The sequence below is a fragment of the Acinetobacter wanghuae genome (assembly GCF_009557235.1).
GTDB lineage: Bacteria > Pseudomonadota > Gammaproteobacteria > Pseudomonadales > Moraxellaceae > Acinetobacter > Acinetobacter wanghuae.
This window is the reverse complement of the sequence record NZ_CP045650.1, coordinates 1,454,664-1,471,320: the sequence shown is the minus strand read 5'-3', so window position 1 is coordinate 1,471,320 and position 16,657 is coordinate 1,454,664. Positions and strand designations below refer to the sequence as shown.

The window sequence follows — 16,657 nt, the reverse complement described above, 5'->3', positions numbered from 1 at the left end:
GATTAATCATACAGACGGTAAATGCCGTTAAATCGTTCACAGCCTTGTTGTGAACTACTCACAGATAAAATGGCTTTTTCATAGTTAAAGTGATACTTGCAATCATTTTCATTGTTGGTGATTTCCGCTTTTTCATCCGGGGTGGTATAGGCTAGAAAAGGAATCGTTTGGGTTTCAAGTCGATTTTTAGGGCTACGATAAGCCGTTCCTTCAATCTTGATTTTGTCTTTACCCAGTTGATGAACCTTAAGATGTACCGCAGGTCGGGCAATCTTGCCATTTTCATATTTTAAATAATGCTGCGTTAAACTTTGATTCAATGAAATAAAAATGTTGATTTCATCTAAGCGCGATTCAAATTGTTGCTGAAAACAGGCAATTTTTTTGCATTGATTTAAGCGATACGACCAGAGTTGCTGGGTGTCTTGCAATAAACGCAAAGGCGCATCGGTAATTAAATAAGCGGTAAAATATTGTTCTGATAATTTAACTCGAAAGTCTTCAAGCTGTGGTGAACATCGCATTTGAGCGGACGTCGCTGTACACAGTTCTTGATTTGCAAAGCTTGTTGGTGTCGAAAAAAAGCCTAAACCAAACAAAAGCCCAGTGATTTTCAACATATTTATATCAGTTTTCAGCCACATGATCGCTTATACTTTCTATTCGTTTCGAATGTGCTAACTATAGCGAAATCGAAACGCTGTGTACAAGATTTCAAACGGTTATATTTCAAAGGATAAGACAGTGGTTGCACAAATTCGTATTGGTCAAGGTTTGGATGTGCATGCATTTGAAGCAGGTGATTTTGTTACTTTAGCCGGTATTCAAATTCCACATACGCACGGACTCAAAGCGCATTCTGATGGTGATGTAGTTTTACATGCCTTAGCAGATGCCTTATTGGGCGCTTTGGCTTTGGGTGATATTGGTCAGCATTTCCCTGATACCGATCCCAATTTTAAAGGGGCGGATAGTCGTGTGCTGTTAAAACATGTTTATCAACTGATTTTAGATCGTGGTTATGTGCTCAATAATGCTGATATTACTGTGGCATGTGAACGGCCAAAATTGGCACCGCATAATTTAGCGATGCGTCAATCAATTGCAGATGTGTTAAACGTCGAGGTGACACAAATTAGTATCAAAGCGACGACCACTGAAAAATTAGGCTTTACGGGTCGTCAAGAAGGAATCATGTCAACAGCGACTGTATTGATTTCTCATGCAAAATGATCAGGGCTAATGAGCGAGCGCTGTAATTCTTGGGTTGCTTTACGACCTTGAAGTTGTAGGGCAACGGCATGGATTAAACCCGTCCATGTGGCGTTAGGTTCCCAAATTTGATGCAATAGTTCTTGCGCCGTTGGCATGTCCATATCCATATAATATTGACGATATAAATACATCAAACTACTGACATGAAAATTCTGGCTGCAATGCACCCAAACACTTTGTTGCTCAACCAAATGGTCGATCATATCTAATACCAACAAACATTGATCGTCTGATGGGGTTTCCCATGAAATGGGCAATTGGATGTAATTTAAGCCTAAATCAAGGCAAATTTTATCTTCATGTTCTAAATATTGTTCTGTATCACTGACCGCCACATTAATGATGGTAGAAATGCCATATTCTTTAATCAGTTTTAATTCTGCTTTCGTCGGCTGAGCTGAGCTAAATAAATGCTCATGGATAAATTGAAAATTTTCAATATGACTGAGTGCAGTTTCAATTTCATTCATCAGATAAAATTTTCCTATCGTTATAATACAAACGCCATCTTATCGATGGCGTTTGCGTGATACTTAGCGGTTTGGAAGAATATCCTTCAGACCGTTATGCATATCCAGCAAGGTTTTTTCAGTGGTTTCCCAATCGATGCATCCATCGGTCACTGATTTGCCATATTCAAGATCACATAAGTTGGTCGGAATATCCTGACGACCACCTTTTAGATGACTTTCTACCATAATACCAACAATTGACTTATTTCCATCAACAATTTGTTCTGTAATGTTTTTTAAGACCAATGGTTGTAGATACGGATCTTTGTTCGAGTTAGCATGACTGGCATCAATCATAATTTTGTTGCTGACTTTTGCTTTGGCTAAAGCAAACTCTGCATCTGCCACTGAACCTGCGTCATAGTTTGGTTTGCCATTACCACCACGTAAAACCACGTGTGCATACGGGTTACCCGAAGTACGAATGACAGAGACTTGACCTTGATCGTTTAAACCCAAGAAGCTATGTCCATGTTTTACCGATTGCATCGCATTGGTTGCAACAGTTAAACCACCATCTGTGCCGTTTTTGAAGCCCACAGGTGATGATAGACCCGATGACATTTCACGATGCGTTTGGCTTTCCGTAGTACGTGCGCCAATTGCTGACCATGAAATCAGATCTTGATAGTACTGTGGTGAGTTTGGATCGAGCGCTTCAGTCGCACACGGTAAGCCCAATTCATTCAATTCGAGTAATAGTTTACGACCAATACGTAAACCTTTTTCAATATTGAACGAGTCATTCATGTCAGGGTCGTTAATAAGACCTTTCCAACCCACAGTGGTACGTGGCTTTTCAAAATAAACACGCATAACGATATACAGTGTATCTTTGACTTGTTCGCTTAACACTTTCAGACGTTGTGCATATTCATGCGCTGCGGCTGTGTCGTGGATAGAACAAGGACCAATCACCACAAATAAGCGTTTATCTTCACCATCTAAGATTTTACGAATCGTTTCACGACCATTCAGTACGGTTTGATAAGCAGTATCAGTCAAAGGTAACTCTGCTTTTAAATCAGCAGGGGTTACAAGTGGAATCATGCTTTGGATATTCACATCATCGATATCGGATTGTGAAATAGTTTTTGACTGTAGTGTATTCATTGCCGTCACTGGTTCGATCATACAAAAGGTTGTTTAATAGCCCGAATATAACATGAATGATGCGTCACTTTGTTATAAAAAAGATGAATAAATCTTTGAAAAAAAAGTGATGAATCGTATAGTTAAATTAAACGGACTGCGATTTTTCAGCTTGAATCATCATGGCAGATTCTACTGATTGAGCCGGTTTTGATTTCACAGGATTCACAATAAAGTTCACGCCTAAACAGAATAAAGTCACGCCTAAAATCTTACGGATCAGTTTTTCAGGCATACGTGAACTCAATAAGGTTCCGACAATAATCGCAGGAATTGAGCCCAATAATAACCAGCCGAGTAAGACAAAATCGACGTTACCTGCACTCATATGACCCAGACCTGCCACTAAAGTCAGCATCACGGCATGTACCACGTCTGAGCCAATAATTCGAATCATCGGTAAATTGGGGAACATCAAAATGAGTGCCATAATGCCGAATGCGCCTGCACCGACAGATGAAAGCGTCACGAAAACACCAAGCACAATTCCCATGATAATAATTAAGACACGTTTATCTTTGGCTTGTTGTTTGACCTTGTCCATATCTAAGCTGAGGTCAGAGAGTTCTTGCTTACGATGTTTATTAAAGAAGCGTTCAATGTGAGTGCGCATTAAAATGGAGATCCCAGTCAGGGTCAACATAAAGCCCAAGACCATCGTTAAAGTGGCTTTATAGTGGGTTGACTGACTTAAATAGTGCTCAAGTACCCAATGCGTCGCAAAAGATGCGGGAATACTGCCCACAGCTAACCACAGCACAATCGGCCACACGATATTCATTTTTTTAGCATGCACTAATGATCCACAGAATTTAGAAATAGCGGCATACAACAAATCTGTTCCAATTGCGATATGGGGTTCGACACGAAGCAGTGTAATTAAAATGGGGGTCATCAAAGAACCACCACCGACACCCGTTACGCCCACACAAAAACCAACCAACACACCCGCTAAAATAAACTCGATGGAACCCAACATGTATATCTATGCCAATATCTAAAAACGCGGATATCTTATGACTTTTAAAGATAAGTCGTTGTCTTGATTATAGAATTGCTTATGCAAAAAAAAGATAAAGCAGAACTGAAAAGATATTTTTCCAAAGGTTTTTGGACTCTAATTTTTAGTAGGAAACTGAACTTAAGATCAGAAAATGCAAGGTAATCATTGGGATTGAGAGAACGATATGGATGCTCGTGAATAAATAGAGAATGCTATTCAAATGATGATTGTCATTAAAAAGTTTAAAATATCCTAAGCTCTTTCATACAAAAGTATCTTCATAGAATGACTATGATAAAATTAAAGCTGTATGAGATATTTAAAAGGGAATTCAATTGCAAAATCGGAAACTTAAAATCGGAATCGTGGTCGGCGAAGTATCAGGTGATACACTAGGAGCAAAACTGATCCGTAGTTTTCGAGAGCAAGGCATTGATGCAGAATTTGAAGGGATTGGTGGGCCACAAATGCTCGCTGAAGGCTTTAAAAGTTATTATCCGATGGATATTTTATCGGTGATGGGCATTGTCGAAGTTTTAAAAGATATTAAAAAGCTTTTTGCTGTACGTGATGGTCTTGTGGAGACATGGAGCAAAGACCCCGTTGATATTTTTATTGGTATTGATGCACCTGATTTTAATTTACGGTTGTCAAAAAGCTTAAAACGAAAACACCTACCGATTAAAACGGTGCAATATGTCAGTCCATCGGTATGGGCGTGGCGTCAAGGACGCGTACATGGCATCAAAGCCACTATTGATTTGGTTCTGTGTTTATTCCCATTTGAAAAAGCGTTCTACCAGAAATGGCAAGTGCCAGCAGCTTTCGTGGGTCATCCTTTGGCAGGACAGTTACCTCTAGAAAATGCCCTTGATGACGCCAAGCAAGAACTCGGATTGGATTTGCAGCAAAAACATATTGCGCTGTTGCCCGGAAGTCGCCGTGGTGAGATTGAAAAATTAGGGCCATTGGTGCTCGATGCTGCGCAAATTTTGCATCAAAAATATTCGAACTATCAGTTCTTGATTCCTGCGATTAATGATGCACGTAAACAACAAATTGATGCACTGTTACAGTCTTATCCGCAGAGCCTTCAAGATCAGATCCGGGTCCTTGAAAATCGTGATACTGAATCTAAAATTGGTCGTCAGGTGATGAATGCCTCCAATATCATTGCCTTGGCATCTGGCACAGCAACACTAGAAGCCATGCTATTGCACCGTCCGATGGTAACCTTCTATAAGCTGAATTGGCTCACTTATCATGTGGTGAAATTCTTAATTAAAATTCCATATTATTCTTTGCCGAATATTATTGCAGGCAAAAAAGTGATTCAAGAATTGATCCAAGCCGATGCCACACCTGAAAAATTAGCAGCTGAAATTGAAGCTTTAATGCATGTAGAAACCGCACAGATTCAAGCCATGCAACATATAACAATGCATAAGCAGCTGCTTGCAGGCAATAGTGAAAATCCAGTCGATGCGATTCTCAATATTCTATAAATAGCCTAAGCTAATCTTTAAATAATATGTGATTGTTGCCGATATTGACTTGGCGTCATCTGAAACTGTTTTTTAAAACTTTGGCTAAACGCAGTTTCAGAACTATATCCAACCCAATGGGCAATCTGTTGCACGCTAAAGCCACCATTTCTTAAATATTGAGCCGCTAAACGTAAGCGATGCTGCTGTAAATACGCCAGTGGCGTTTCGCCCACAATTTGGGTAAAAAGCTGCGCGAATTTAGAACGTGACATGTGACATTGTTCTGCCAACGATTCGACGGTCCAACTTTGTTCAGGTTGCCCATGAATTGCAGCTAAGGCATTAGAAAGCTCAGGATGTGAAATCGCACTGAGCCAAGTGTGATGATGCTCAAGACTTAAAATATAATCCCGCACGCATTCAATCAGTAAAATACTGACCAAATGATCTAAGATTTTATCGCGTCCTGGGCGCGTACTTAGGGTTTCTAAAGCCAAAAATTGCAAACCGACTTGTAACCATTCGGGTGCGGTTGCATCAGAAATATGCTGGATATGAAGATAATGGGGCAGCGCACTGAGTAAGGGTTTTGCCATGTGGACATCGAGCTTTGAGCGAATCGCGAGAATAAATGTGCGTTCAGATTGCTCATCATGCTGATTTAACTCAACCGTTTGTTGCGCGTGGCTCTCAAAAAAGGCATTAATGGCAATAGAGGTCTGAAAGTCCGACATACGCGGGCAAAAAATCTGATGCCTTTTACCTGCAGGGACTAAAAATAAATCGCCTTGCTCTAAAGGAATGGCATCGCATTCTGCAAATTTTAAATCTGCCTGACCATGCAGTACCACATAAGCCAACATCGAGGGCTCATTGTCATAGTGAAATGCACATTGATGATGCGCATTTAAATAAATATATTCAGATTTTGCCAAATGAATATCATCAAAAATTTTACTTAAGGCATCCATTTCTTCAATTCTTATTTGATTTTCGTGTTTAAATTCAATGCTATTCTACTTTTATCTGTCAGCAAAGGACAGAATCAAGCCAAATGTGACAAGGACGCTGACATAGCTAATTTGGACGTTTAAAACTGTTTTTGCATGCCCAAATATTGAACTATAACTGCAGGGTATCATAAAACAGGAAGGTCGCAATGAATGCTCCTGCACAAATAACAAAACTTGGAATGCAGCCGGATGCTGCACGTATGCAAGGCGCGAAGATTGATAAAAAACGCTTTGGTTGGTTACTGAGCCCCGGCTTACCCGTGATTGGTATGGGTATTTTGGCAGGCTATCATTTTGGTCCGAAAGCCACCAAAAAACTCTTTGCTTTGGGTGGACCATTATTACTACACGTGGTTATTCCAACATTGGATGCCTTGGTCGGTGATGATGAAAATAATCCAAGCGATGATGAGATCAAAGTTTTAGTTGATGATCCTTATTATGATCGTATCGTCAAAATGTTTATTCCACTACAAATGGCAGCCAACGCATTTGCAGGCTATGTGGTGACACGTAAAGAGGTCTCTTTATTCGATCAAGTTCTATTGGGTATTTCGATGGGCGCAATCAATGGTGTTGCAGTCAATACCGCACATGAACTCAGTCATCGACCGCAGAAAAAAGATCATTATTGGTCTCATGCTACGCTTATGCCATTGGTGTATAACCATTTCAGGGTCGAACATCCTTATGGACATCATAAACGTGTGGCGACACCAGAAGATCCAGCATCTTCACAAATGGGTGAATCCTTCTATAAATTTTGGCCGCGTACCGTTTTTGGGGGCATTAAATCTGCCATTGAGATTGAACAACGCCGTCTGAAACGTAAAGGTTTAGGCTTCTTTGTGAAGGAAAATGAATTATTCCATGGTTGGGGTATGAGTGCGGCGTATCATACTTTGATGCTCAAAACGTATGGCAAGAAGGTCATTCCTTACACCATTACCCAAGCTTTTTACGGCATTTCTTTGTTTGAAATTATTAACTATATTGAACATTATGGCTTAAAGCGTACGCTAAAGGCGGATGGAAAGTACGAACGTACTTTGCCTGAGCATAGTTGGAACAATAACAATATTGTGACCAATCTATTTTTATATCAGTTGCAACGTCATTCCGATCATCATGCGTTTCCGAGCCGACCATTTCAAGCACTGCGTAACTTTAAAGAAGCACCCGTATTACCGAGTGGTTATGCGACCATGTTGATTCCGGCATTAATCCCACCGTTATGGTATAAAATGATGGATAAACGTGTTGTTGCACATTACAAGGGTGACTTAACACGTGCCAATATTCATCCGGCAAAACGAGAAGAAATTTACCAAAAATATGGGATTGCATCCTAAATTAAAAAAGCGCCTTGATGGGCGCTTTTTTATTATGCAGTTATTTTCTGTGTGGCATGTCGTCCATGTAAGACGTAATACAATCCAATACAGATGAGGGATGCAATCGCGCTGTACATATACAACTGGCGATAATCAATAAAGTCTAATGCCATTCCAATAAAGTAAGGTCCAAAACCAAGACCGGCATCAAGGAAAATAAAGAAGGTAGATGTCGCAAATCCCATGCGGTCTAGCGTGGTACTTTTCACTGCAACCGTTTGACATACAGATTGCACATTGCCATAACCGAGTCCCAATAAAGCAGCGCAGATGAGTAACATCGTGGAACTTTCTGCTTGGCTTAACAGATATAACGCAATCGCCATGACCAAAAAAGCAGGGTACATAATGATATTTTCGCCTTTACGATCCATCAATGGACCGGTAAATGGACGAGAACATAAAATCGCAATTGCATACATTAAAAAGAATAAAGATGCTGCCTGAACCAAATCAATTTCTTTGGCATAAAAGTTGACGAAAGACAGTACACCTGAATAGCAGATGGATGCAAAAAGCATAATTAGTGCAATCGGAAGTGCTTTTATTTCAATGAAATGTGAAATGAAACTCGGCTTATTGCTAGTAGTGGTGGGTTGAGAATTTTTATTGCCTTGTAAACTATTGGGAATATTCACCATAAACGCGACAAGAAGACAACTGATTGAAACAAGCGTTGAAAGGGTGAAAATGGCAGTATAGCCGACATGTAGCATCATCCAAATCGCTAAGAATGGTCCAATGGCTGTCCCTAACGTGCTACTCATACTGTAATAGCCAATCCCTTCACCACGACGTTTTGGCGGTAAAATCTGTGCAATGACTGTACCGAGTACCGTCGATGCCACGCCCATCATAAAGCCATGGAAAAAACGGACAAACAGTAATGCGCCAACGCTCATATGAATAAAATATAAGCCTGAGAAAATCAAAAAGCCGCTTAAACCAACAATAAGTGTGGTTTTACGACCAAAACGATTCAGAAATTTACCGACCAGTAAACGACCAATCAGTGTGCCGACAATAAATAAACCTGAAACCAAGCCCGCTTGCGCCGTAGAAGCATGCAGTTCTGCCACTACATAACCGACAATCACCACAACCAACAGATAAAAAACCAACACCAATTGGAAATTCATCAAACTGACCAGAATAAAATTACGCGTCCATAATGCAGGTTGCTGCTCATTCATGGATAGGCTCCTTTCTGTGTTGAAGTGAATTTAACAGTTGCGAAATAAATTGATGGCTTTGCTTCAGTTCAGACCGATCAAATGGCTTTAACAGCTCAACTTCTAAATCGTCGATCTCTTGTGAACACTCTTGAAAGAGCTGCTCACCAAATTCAGATAGGCTCAGTTGTTTTTGACGCTTATCTGGCAATGGAATCTGTTGAATACAGCCCAAATCAGTTAAATGATTTAATCTTTTGGTCACAGCGGGCTTTGAAATCGACAGCTCTTTGGCAATATCGAGTGCAGTACAATCTTTATTTAGATGAAGAATGACCAAGGTTTGCCAAAGTGAGTAGTTGAGTTGATGGGGGAGTAAAACGGTATTAATTTCATCACTCATTAAGCGTGCACAGCGCAATAATGTGAAACGAAACCGGGAGGACATATCCAAAACTAATTAACCAGGTTAACTATAATGTGCTAAAGATACGCCTAAGCGTTAAATTGATCAATAAGCACACATATAAAATTATGTAACGGCTTGTGGATCAATAGCTTAAAATATGTAGAGCAATCTATTTCTGTTTTCGATAAGTGCTTGGACGCATGGGTTTAGTGCCATGCCATAAACCTTTTTTCTGTTTCTTGGCTTTTTCTTGTAGTCCCATCATATATTTCAAGCGATTGGCATCTTTGATGTAATCTTCATAGACCCACGCAGCACCACGTTTGACCATTTCTTCATTGATATTTGTACCAAAGCGATAAATCACACCTACACAGCGACCATAACGATCAATATCGGTAATGTGTACCCGAATAAGTTTGCCACCAATTAATTTGCTCACCATTTTTTGTGATTCTTTACCGTAAGCTTGGCTCGATTCAGGGGCATCAACATAGGCAAAACGAAGCTTGGTTTCAGAGCGACGTACATTAAATCGGTAGCAGGTGAGGGTATCACCGTCACTAACTGCTTTCACGCGGCACCAATATTTTTTACCTTTTTTAAAGGGCTTAAATAAATCTCTTAAAAATACCGTGATTTTATTGACGACATAAAAAACAAGAACAATAGCCGCCAAAACCAAAATGATTTTTGCAGCAAGCGGGAGTGTAAGCATAAAAGATCACTGTCCAAAATATTGAACAAAAAAGAGTGATCAAATTTTAAATGACATCCTTAAACCACAGCGGTTATTAAATCAGCGGATACACCGTATTTGTAGATTAAAGCAACAATTGGTGTCAAATCGTCCGTATAAAATAGCCTAAGTGGGAAACTACCATCATTAAAATAGCCTAAGCAAAAATTTTATAAATTTCGCTTCGCAAAAAATCATGTCTTTTATTTAATTTTAAATCTCTCAACCAATACATTCCTAGACTTAAGATAGGCAGTTCAACAGGAACTTCAAAAATATTGAGCTTTTTAGCTAGAGGTAGATACTGAATTACACTCTTTGGCACAGTTAAAATCGCTTCTGGATAGTGCTGCAAAATTTGCAGGGCGGTTGAATAATGTTGGCAACGTAAAAAAATATTTCGATTCAGTTGTTTACGCTGCAAATAGACATCTTCGACCAATACACCTGTACGCCGAGATGAAACCCCAATATGCGATGAAGAAAAATAAATTTGCTGATTCATGTCTTTTTGTTGTGTACAGACCACAAAACGATCTTGAATGAGTGCATCAAACTGTAATTGATCACTCACCATATTTTCTAAATCGATCACAAAATCAATTTGCTGTGTACACAGTTCAGCAAGCATATTTTTACGATCTAATTTGGCACTGATTAATTCGATATCTAAATGAAGTGAATGAAAGTGTTGAACCAATTGGGGGAAAATCATCGGTTCAATTTCATCATGTACCGCAATACGCAATTGTTTAATTTGATGAGGATCAAAAGTTTGCTGCGGAATAGAAATCTGTTGTAAAGCTCTTAGTGCCTGAACCACTTGAGGATAGATCTGTTCAGCGAAAGGGGTTGCTACCATCTGATGCCCAGATCGAATAAATAATTGATCTTGTAAAAGATGTCTCAAACGATTTAAGGCATGACTTGCAGCCGACTGGCTCACATTTAGTATTTGCGCTGCTTTTGAGATATTTTTCTGTTCATAAATACTGATAAAAACAGGATATAAATTAATATCAATTTTGTAAAAAAGGCTCAGGTCTACCAGGTTTTTATCATGAATAGTATTCATAGTACTTTATAAAAAATAATCATTTTATGCATAGTAAATTTCAGGTTATGGTGCTGTAAAGGATTAAATATAAATATTAAGGGTCATATGATGTTTGAATTATCAACACGTGCACAAGACTTTGTTGAACGCACTCAAAAATTTATTCATGATGAAATTGAACCAATTGAAGCTGAATTTTGGCATGACGTACATGCGCAAAATTCGGGTGGTAATTGGACCACATGGCAATGGCCAGAAACGCTTGAAACATTAAAAGCCACAGCCAAAGCAGCAGGGCTTTGGAATATGTTTTTACCCTGTCCTGAATTGGGTCAAGGACTCTCTGTCCAAGAGTACGCACATATTGCCGAGTTAACAGGACGTAGTCTCATCGCACCCATTGTATTTAACTGCAATGCACCAGATAGCGGAAATATGGAAGTCCTTTGGCGTTATGGCACTGAACAGCAAAAACAACAGTGGCTTATGCCATTATTGGAAGGAAAAATTCGTTCCGTTTTTTGTATGACTGAACCTGATGTTGCATCAAGTGATGCCACGAATATGCAAGCGACGGCGATCATCGACGGCGATGAAATTGTATTGAATGGTCGTAAATGGTGGTCGTCAGGTTTAGGTGATCCCAATGCCAAAATCATGATTTTTATGGCACATACGCCAGACGAAAGTAAAGATCGACATCATCAACACTCGATGGTTCTTGTTCCAATCGATACTGTAGGTGTCAAAATTGAACGTATGCTGCCTGTGTTTGGTGATTATGATGCACCGCATGGCCACGGCGAAGTGAGTTTTACCAATGTCCGTGTACCACTCAGCAATTTTATTGGTGGCGCAGGGCAAGGCTTTGAAATTGCCCAAGGGCGTTTGGGACCTGGTCGTATTCACCATTGCATGCGTTGCATTGGCGCAGCAGAAAAATCCTTAGAACTGATGATTGACCGTGGGATGAGTCGTACTGCATTTGGCAAAGAAATCCTGAAACTGGGTGGTAACTTAGAACGTGTTGCAGAAGCACGTGTTGCAATTGATCAAGCACGTTTATTGACATTGTATGCAGCATATAAAATGGATACCTTCGGCAATATGGCTGCCTTAGCCGAAATTTCAGCCATTAAAGTCGTTGCACCAAGTGTGCTTGAAAAAGTAGTCGATATGGCTATTCAAATTCATGGTGGTGCAGGGGTTTCACGCGACACACCACTGACAGGTTTCTTTGCTCAAGCACGTGCCTTACGTTTAGCGGATGGTCCTGATGAAGTGCATAAAGGCATGATTGCAAAAATAGAATTGGCAAAACGAGGCTACAGCACACGTCGTCAAAAATAAGATTGAGTCATATACGTATACGCATGGCAAGTCAGGATTTGCCATGTTATAAACTTAGATAGTACAGAATTGAAAAGATTAAATAATTTATAAGATTTAGGAAGAACAGCATGTCAGTGATTGATCTTGGTGGATCGGTACGTGAGGGTGAAGAACTCGATGTTCGTGCAGTTGGTAATTGGTTGATTGAACACGGCGAAGAAATTTCAGGACCAGTCGAAGTCACTCAATATTCAGGTGGTGCTTCAAATTGGACCTATCGTTTAAAGTATGAAAATGCCGATTATATTTTGCGTCGTCCACCAAAAGGCACAAAAGCCAAGTCAGCACATGATATGGCACGTGAATACCATGTACAGCGAACGCTTGCTGATTTTTATCCTGTCGTACCTGAAATGGTATTACTCTGTCAGGATGAATCTATCATCGGTTGTGACTTTTACGTCATGAAACGCATTGAAGGGATTATTCCACGAGCAAATTTACCAAGAGAACTTAATTTTAATGAAACACAAGTGCGTGAGTTGTGTACCAATGTTCTCGATAAACTTATTGAGTTACACCAAGTGCCTTATGAAGGCACAGATTTAGAGAAACTCGGTAAAGGTGGAGGCTATTGCCAGCGTCAAGTCGAAGGTTGGGATGCACGTTTTGATAAAGCCAAGACCATCAATGTACCATCCTTTAAATACGTCCGAAATTGGCTCAAAGAACATATTCCTGCTGACTCAAAAACCTGCATTATTCATAATGATTGGCGTTTTGACAATATCATCTTAGATCCAAACCATTCGACTCAAGTCATTGGTGTATTGGACTGGGAAATGGCGACTTTGGGTGATCCACTGATGGATTTAGGTTCAGCACTTGCGTATTGGGTCGAAGAGAGCGACAACGCGATTTTTAAAGCGACACGTCGTCAACCCACCCATTTAAAAGGCATGTTCACGCGTAAAGAAGTTGTGGATTATTATCTTGAGAAAACAGGTTTGAATCCTTCAAATTGGACTTTCTATGAAGTGTTTGGTGTTTTCCGCTTAGCCGTCATCGCACAGCAAATTTATTATCGTTATTATCATAAGCAAACCAATAATCCTGCTTTTAAGGACTTTTGGATTGTCATTCACGCCTTACACATTCGTGCGCTTAAACTGATTGGACAACAAAAGCTTGAAGCCAACGAAGTCGCACAAAAATATATCGCCAAATTTAAAGAGTTAATGCCAAAATGACCACCATCTATTTAGTCCGTCATGGTCAAGCATCTTTTGGTGCTGAAAGTTATGACAAACTTTCTCCGAATGGAGAACAACAAGCCAAACTTTTAGGTCAATATTTGGATGACATCTTAAAAGAAGCACCTTATGTTGTCGCAGGTTCGATGCAGCGTCATCAGCAAACCGCAAAAATTTGTTTAGCTGAATGCTTTCCCGAAAGTGAGATTGTGACCATTCCTGCTTGGAATGAGTTTAATCATCAGCAAGTTTTTGCCCAATATGAACCACGTTTTAATCAGCCTGAATTACTTAAAGCGGATGTTGCACAGCACGAAAACCCACGTGCCTATTTAAGCAAAATTTTTGAAGGTGCCATTGAACGTTGGACGGGTGGGGATTATCACCATGAATATGAAGAATCTTGGCCTGAATTTAAGGCACGTGTCGAAAATGGTCTGCAACATCTATGTGATGAATTGGCAAACACGCAGCCACGTTATGCCGTGGTATTTACTTCGGGTGGCGTCATTTCGGTTGCCGTTGGAAAATTATTGGGCTTAAGCCCTGAAAAAACCTTTGCATTGAATTGGGCAATTGCCAATACCAGTTTAACGACACTACGCTTAGTTGGAAATGAAGCACAATTATTGAGTTTAAATGAACATCATTTTATAAAAGCAAAACAACCTGATTTATTGACATGGATTTAATTGCAATAAGAATGAAAAGGATAAAAGCATGGCAAAAACAATATTAATTACAGGCGCAAGTTCAGGCATTGGTGCGGGAATGGCACGTGAATTTGCCAAAAAGGGCTATAACCTTGCGATCTGCGCACGTCGTATGGAACGCCTTGATGCATTAAAACAAGAATTGGAAAGCCAACATGGTATTCAGGTTATTGCTAAAACTTTAGATGTCACCGATTACGATCAAGTGTTTGAGGTATTTCGTGCTTTTAAAGCAGACTTTGGTCAATTAGATCGCGTTATTGTCAATGCGGGTGTGGGGGAAGGACGTCGTATTGGTAAAGGCAACTTTGCCATTAATAAAGCCACGGTTGAAACCAACTTTATTTCTGCATTGGCACAATGTGAAGCTGCCGTAGAAATTTTCCGTGCACAAAATGCCGGACATTTAGTCATGATTTCATCCATGAGTGCCATGCGTGGTATGCCAAAGCATTTGACCGCATATGGTGCAAGTAAAGCAGGCGTTGCGCATTTAGCAGAGGGGATTCGTGCAGAATTACTGCATACACCGATCAAAGTGACGACTATTTTCCCCGGTTATATTCGTACCGAAATTAATGAAGGTGCACAAAAACTACCGTTTGAAGTCGATGTGGAAACTGGTTCGCGCTTATTGGCTGCTGAAATTGAAAAAGCGCCCGTGAAAGCCTATGTACCTAAATGGCCGTGGTTACCGCTTGGTTTAGCGATGAAAATATTACCGCTAAAACTAGTAAATAAATTAGGTTAATGTTTGATTGATTCAAAAGCTCCGAAAGGGGCTTTTTATTTTTAAAAACCTAAATAAATCATATCAATAAGTATCAAAAATCCGTAAAAACTAATAAATCAAAACTTTAAATATGCAGACATCACATAGCCAAAGCTTTCCTGATTGTCATTGCTGAAACGGATCTTTTTCCATAATGTATTTTCATCTGAGTAGACGTTCACAATGGCATGTTTAGGCAATTCAATTAGCATATCACTTTGAATATCAGGCTTGATGCGTAACGTCACTTTTGCCGTCGTTTTGGCTTGGGCAATACCATTCATCCATTCCACAAAATTCGCCAAATATTGCGGTGCATTTATTTCAACAGGATTGATAGACAGCAGAATAAACATCAACTGAATGAGATATTGCTTATAGCGCGAAGTATCAGCATTGGCAAACCTTGGGCTAATATAGTTTGGATCTATTTGTTTTAACGTATTTGAATGGATGACAAGCTGTTCATTCCATATGGTTTGAAAACTCGAAAATGTCTGCTCTAAGTTTTGCTGTTGCTGTACATAATCATGAAATAAACGTTGAGTTTGCAAACGAATCAAGGGGCGCTGTGAGAGCAATTCAAAGTTCTCACGTAAATCATTTTGCTGTTGCTCAATACTTGGTTGCTGCCGAATTTGCTGAAAAATCTGCTGTGCATTGGTACGAAATTCAAGACTATCATTCTGTTTTTGAATGCTTTTGAGCCAATTCGAAGCAGTTAAAGTATTGGCTTTCTTTGGAGGTATCGCTTTATTTGTTGTCATTGTCTTGGCTTCTTCATCCCATGTATAAATAAGATTAGAAGCTTTGCTATGAATAATAAATATAAATATTGTTAAAAATCAGGTATATGTATTATGAATTGGTTGGTTAAAATCACCATTAATGTCGAGCCAATCGCATTTTCTTTTATCATTTTATTCTTTTTGGAATCTCACGAATTTCTCCACAATTCTCAAATACAATATCAAACGATAATCAATCTCATATAAAAGAGAATCCTTATGAAAAAAATTGCGCTTGCTATTGCAACACTATTAACGGCGATCACTGTTGTACATGCAGCACCCGACGCGAAGCGTCCAGATATGTCTAAACTCTGCCAAGGCAAAGCACTGAATAGCAAAGTTGTATCAAAGCATGGTGATCGTACGATTGAGGGAAGCTGTCAAATTGGTTTTAAAGCCAATAATCCTCAAGCATTAGAACGTGGTGCAATGCGTAATCCTGCGGTTCAAAATACTTGTAAAGGTAAAGCAAAAGGAACAGCTGCTGTTGTCAAAGTAGATGGTAAAAATATCGCGGGCAAATGCGACATCACTTTTAAACCCAATATGCGTCGTTAATGGCTCATGAGATATTCAAAAGTCC

The 16,657-nt window shown here is 39.6% G+C and carries 18 protein-coding genes; 8 read left to right on the top strand and 10 right to left on the bottom strand.

The features are described from left to right. Nucleotides 1–2 precede the first annotated feature (2 nt). Nucleotides 3–644, bottom strand: a complete 642-nt coding sequence (locus GFH30_RS06910) for an A1S_1983 family putative colistin resistance protein (protein ID WP_153371530.1) — start codon at nucleotides 642–644, stop codon at nucleotides 3–5. A 100-nt stretch (nucleotides 645–744) separates the two neighbouring features. Here GFH30_RS06910 and ispF point away from each other — a divergent pair, with 100 nt between their 5' ends. Continuing rightward, on the top strand, nucleotides 745–1,233 hold the full coding sequence (ispF, locus tag GFH30_RS06905) for a 2-C-methyl-D-erythritol 2,4-cyclodiphosphate synthase (protein WP_153371529.1): 489 nt from the start codon (nucleotides 745–747) through the stop codon (nucleotides 1,231–1,233). On the opposite strand, the gene GFH30_RS06900 is transcribed toward ispF, so the two are convergent. From GFH30_RS06900 to GFH30_RS06890, 3 genes are all read right to left on the bottom strand, one after another. Continuing rightward, the gene (locus GFH30_RS06900) at nucleotides 1,221–1,745 is read right to left on the bottom strand and encodes a protein tyrosine phosphatase family protein (RefSeq protein WP_153371528.1); all 525 of its coding nucleotides are present in this window, start codon (nucleotides 1,743–1,745) and stop codon (nucleotides 1,221–1,223) included. The genes ispF and GFH30_RS06900 overlap by 13 nt on opposite strands. A gap of 63 nt (nucleotides 1,746–1,808) precedes the next feature. Continuing rightward, nucleotides 1,809–2,900 (bottom strand): 3-deoxy-7-phosphoheptulonate synthase, encoded by a 1,092-nt coding sequence (locus GFH30_RS06895; RefSeq protein ID WP_153373389.1) that lies wholly within the window; start codon nucleotides 2,898–2,900, stop codon nucleotides 1,809–1,811. A gap of 127 nt (nucleotides 2,901–3,027) precedes the next feature. After that, nucleotides 3,028–3,918, bottom strand: a complete 891-nt coding sequence (locus tag GFH30_RS06890; RefSeq protein WP_153371527.1) for a sulfite exporter TauE/SafE family protein — start codon at nucleotides 3,916–3,918, stop codon at nucleotides 3,028–3,030. A 359-nt stretch (nucleotides 3,919–4,277) separates the two neighbouring features. Here GFH30_RS06890 and lpxB point away from each other — a divergent pair, with 359 nt between their 5' ends. After that, nucleotides 4,278–5,447, top strand: coding sequence for a lipid-A-disaccharide synthase (lpxB, locus tag GFH30_RS06885; protein ID WP_153371526.1), 1,170 nt, complete (start codon nucleotides 4,278–4,280; stop codon nucleotides 5,445–5,447). Nucleotides 5,448–5,464: 17 nt separating this feature from the next. Here the strand turns inward: lpxB and GFH30_RS06880 are convergent, their stop codons facing one another. Next, a complete protein-coding gene (locus GFH30_RS06880) occupies nucleotides 5,465–6,400 on the bottom strand; it encodes an AraC family transcriptional regulator (RefSeq protein WP_153371525.1) in 936 nt (311 codons plus the stop codon). A 188-nt stretch (nucleotides 6,401–6,588) separates the two neighbouring features. Here GFH30_RS06880 and GFH30_RS06875 point away from each other — a divergent pair, with 188 nt between their 5' ends. Continuing rightward, a complete protein-coding gene (locus tag GFH30_RS06875; RefSeq protein ID WP_153371524.1) occupies nucleotides 6,589–7,794 on the top strand; it encodes an alkane 1-monooxygenase in 1,206 nt (401 codons plus the stop codon). A gap of 32 nt (nucleotides 7,795–7,826) precedes the next feature. Here GFH30_RS06875 and GFH30_RS06870 read toward each other — a convergent pair whose 3' ends face one another. The 4 genes from GFH30_RS06870 to GFH30_RS06855 form a co-directional block, all read right to left on the bottom strand. Beyond that, a complete protein-coding gene (locus GFH30_RS06870) occupies nucleotides 7,827–9,029 on the bottom strand; it encodes an MFS transporter (protein WP_153371523.1) in 1,203 nt (400 codons plus the stop codon). After that, nucleotides 9,022–9,456 (bottom strand): MarR family winged helix-turn-helix transcriptional regulator, encoded by a 435-nt coding sequence (locus GFH30_RS06865; protein ID WP_227551467.1) that lies wholly within the window; start codon nucleotides 9,454–9,456, stop codon nucleotides 9,022–9,024. Before GFH30_RS06865 ends, GFH30_RS06870 begins: the two co-directional genes overlap by 8 nt. Nucleotides 9,457–9,586: 130 nt before the next feature. Next, on the bottom strand, nucleotides 9,587–10,135 hold the full coding sequence (locus GFH30_RS06860; RefSeq protein ID WP_153371521.1) for a thermonuclease family protein: 549 nt from the start codon (nucleotides 10,133–10,135) through the stop codon (nucleotides 9,587–9,589). Nucleotides 10,136–10,313: 178 nt separating this feature from the next. Continuing rightward, nucleotides 10,314–11,231, bottom strand: a complete 918-nt coding sequence (locus GFH30_RS06855) for a LysR family transcriptional regulator (protein WP_153371520.1) — start codon at nucleotides 11,229–11,231, stop codon at nucleotides 10,314–10,316. Between the two features lie 90 nt (nucleotides 11,232–11,321). Here GFH30_RS06855 and GFH30_RS06850 point away from each other — a divergent pair, with 90 nt between their 5' ends. From GFH30_RS06850 to GFH30_RS06835, 4 genes are all read left to right on the top strand, one after another. Next, the gene (locus GFH30_RS06850) at nucleotides 11,322–12,563 is read left to right on the top strand and encodes an acyl-CoA dehydrogenase family protein (protein ID WP_153371519.1); all 1,242 of its coding nucleotides are present in this window, start codon (nucleotides 11,322–11,324) and stop codon (nucleotides 12,561–12,563) included. Between the two features lie 110 nt (nucleotides 12,564–12,673). Beyond that, nucleotides 12,674–13,795 (top strand): phosphotransferase family protein, encoded by a 1,122-nt coding sequence (locus GFH30_RS06845; RefSeq protein WP_153371518.1) that lies wholly within the window; start codon nucleotides 12,674–12,676, stop codon nucleotides 13,793–13,795. Then, on the top strand, nucleotides 13,792–14,490 hold the full coding sequence (locus tag GFH30_RS06840) for a histidine phosphatase family protein (RefSeq protein WP_153371517.1): 699 nt from the start codon (nucleotides 13,792–13,794) through the stop codon (nucleotides 14,488–14,490). The genes GFH30_RS06845 and GFH30_RS06840 overlap by 4 nt, the downstream gene beginning before the upstream one ends. A gap of 28 nt (nucleotides 14,491–14,518) precedes the next feature. Beyond that, on the top strand, nucleotides 14,519–15,262 hold the full coding sequence (locus GFH30_RS06835; RefSeq protein ID WP_153371516.1) for an SDR family oxidoreductase: 744 nt from the start codon (nucleotides 14,519–14,521) through the stop codon (nucleotides 15,260–15,262). A 98-nt stretch (nucleotides 15,263–15,360) separates the two neighbouring features. Here the strand turns inward: GFH30_RS06835 and GFH30_RS06830 are convergent, their stop codons facing one another. After that, the gene (locus tag GFH30_RS06830) at nucleotides 15,361–16,050 is read right to left on the bottom strand and encodes an SH3 domain-containing protein (protein WP_153371515.1); all 690 of its coding nucleotides are present in this window, start codon (nucleotides 16,048–16,050) and stop codon (nucleotides 15,361–15,363) included. A gap of 240 nt (nucleotides 16,051–16,290) precedes the next feature. Here GFH30_RS06830 and GFH30_RS06825 point away from each other — a divergent pair, with 240 nt between their 5' ends. Then, nucleotides 16,291–16,632 carry a hypothetical protein gene (locus tag GFH30_RS06825; RefSeq protein WP_153371514.1) on the top strand — a complete coding sequence of 114 codons (342 nt, stop codon included), beginning with the start codon at nucleotides 16,291–16,293 and terminating at the stop codon, nucleotides 16,630–16,632. Nucleotides 16,633–16,657 lie beyond the last annotated feature (25 nt).

Bases quoted from the DNA above. Each gene is read 5' to 3' on its own strand.
- GFH30_RS06825 (WP_153371514.1), top strand. From the start codon at position 16,291: ATGAAAAAAATTGCGCTTGCTATTGCAACACTATTAACGGCGATCACT.
- GFH30_RS06880 (WP_153371525.1), bottom strand. From the start codon at position 6,400: ATGGATGCCTTAAGTAAAATTTTTGATGATATTCATTTGGCAAAATCT.
- GFH30_RS06910 (WP_153371530.1), bottom strand. From the start codon at position 644: ATGTGGCTGAAAACTGATATAAATATGTTGAAAATCACTGGGCTTTTG.
- GFH30_RS06830 (WP_153371515.1), bottom strand. From the start codon at position 16,050: ATGACAACAAATAAAGCGATACCTCCAAAGAAAGCCAATACTTTAACT.
- GFH30_RS06845 (WP_153371518.1), top strand. From the start codon at position 12,674: ATGTCAGTGATTGATCTTGGTGGATCGGTACGTGAGGGTGAAGAACTC.
- GFH30_RS06835 (WP_153371516.1), top strand. From the start codon at position 14,519: ATGGCAAAAACAATATTAATTACAGGCGCAAGTTCAGGCATTGGTGCG.
- GFH30_RS06855 (WP_153371520.1), bottom strand. From the start codon at position 11,231: ATGAATACTATTCATGATAAAAACCTGGTAGACCTGAGCCTTTTTTAC.
- GFH30_RS06895 (WP_153373389.1), bottom strand. From the start codon at position 2,900: ATGAATACACTACAGTCAAAAACTATTTCACAATCCGATATCGATGAT.
- GFH30_RS06900 (WP_153371528.1), bottom strand. From the start codon at position 1,745: ATGAATGAAATTGAAACTGCACTCAGTCATATTGAAAATTTTCAATTT.
- GFH30_RS06870 (WP_153371523.1), bottom strand. From the start codon at position 9,029: ATGAATGAGCAGCAACCTGCATTATGGACGCGTAATTTTATTCTGGTC.
- GFH30_RS06860 (WP_153371521.1), bottom strand. From the start codon at position 10,135: ATGCTTACACTCCCGCTTGCTGCAAAAATCATTTTGGTTTTGGCGGCT.
- GFH30_RS06850 (WP_153371519.1), top strand. From the start codon at position 11,322: ATGTTTGAATTATCAACACGTGCACAAGACTTTGTTGAACGCACTCAA.
- GFH30_RS06890 (WP_153371527.1), bottom strand. From the start codon at position 3,918: ATGTTGGGTTCCATCGAGTTTATTTTAGCGGGTGTGTTGGTTGGTTTT.
- GFH30_RS06875 (WP_153371524.1), top strand. From the start codon at position 6,589: ATGAATGCTCCTGCACAAATAACAAAACTTGGAATGCAGCCGGATGCT.
- GFH30_RS06840 (WP_153371517.1), top strand. From the start codon at position 13,792: ATGACCACCATCTATTTAGTCCGTCATGGTCAAGCATCTTTTGGTGCT.
- GFH30_RS06865 (WP_227551467.1), bottom strand. From the start codon at position 9,456: ATGTCCTCCCGGTTTCGTTTCACATTATTGCGCTGTGCACGCTTAATG.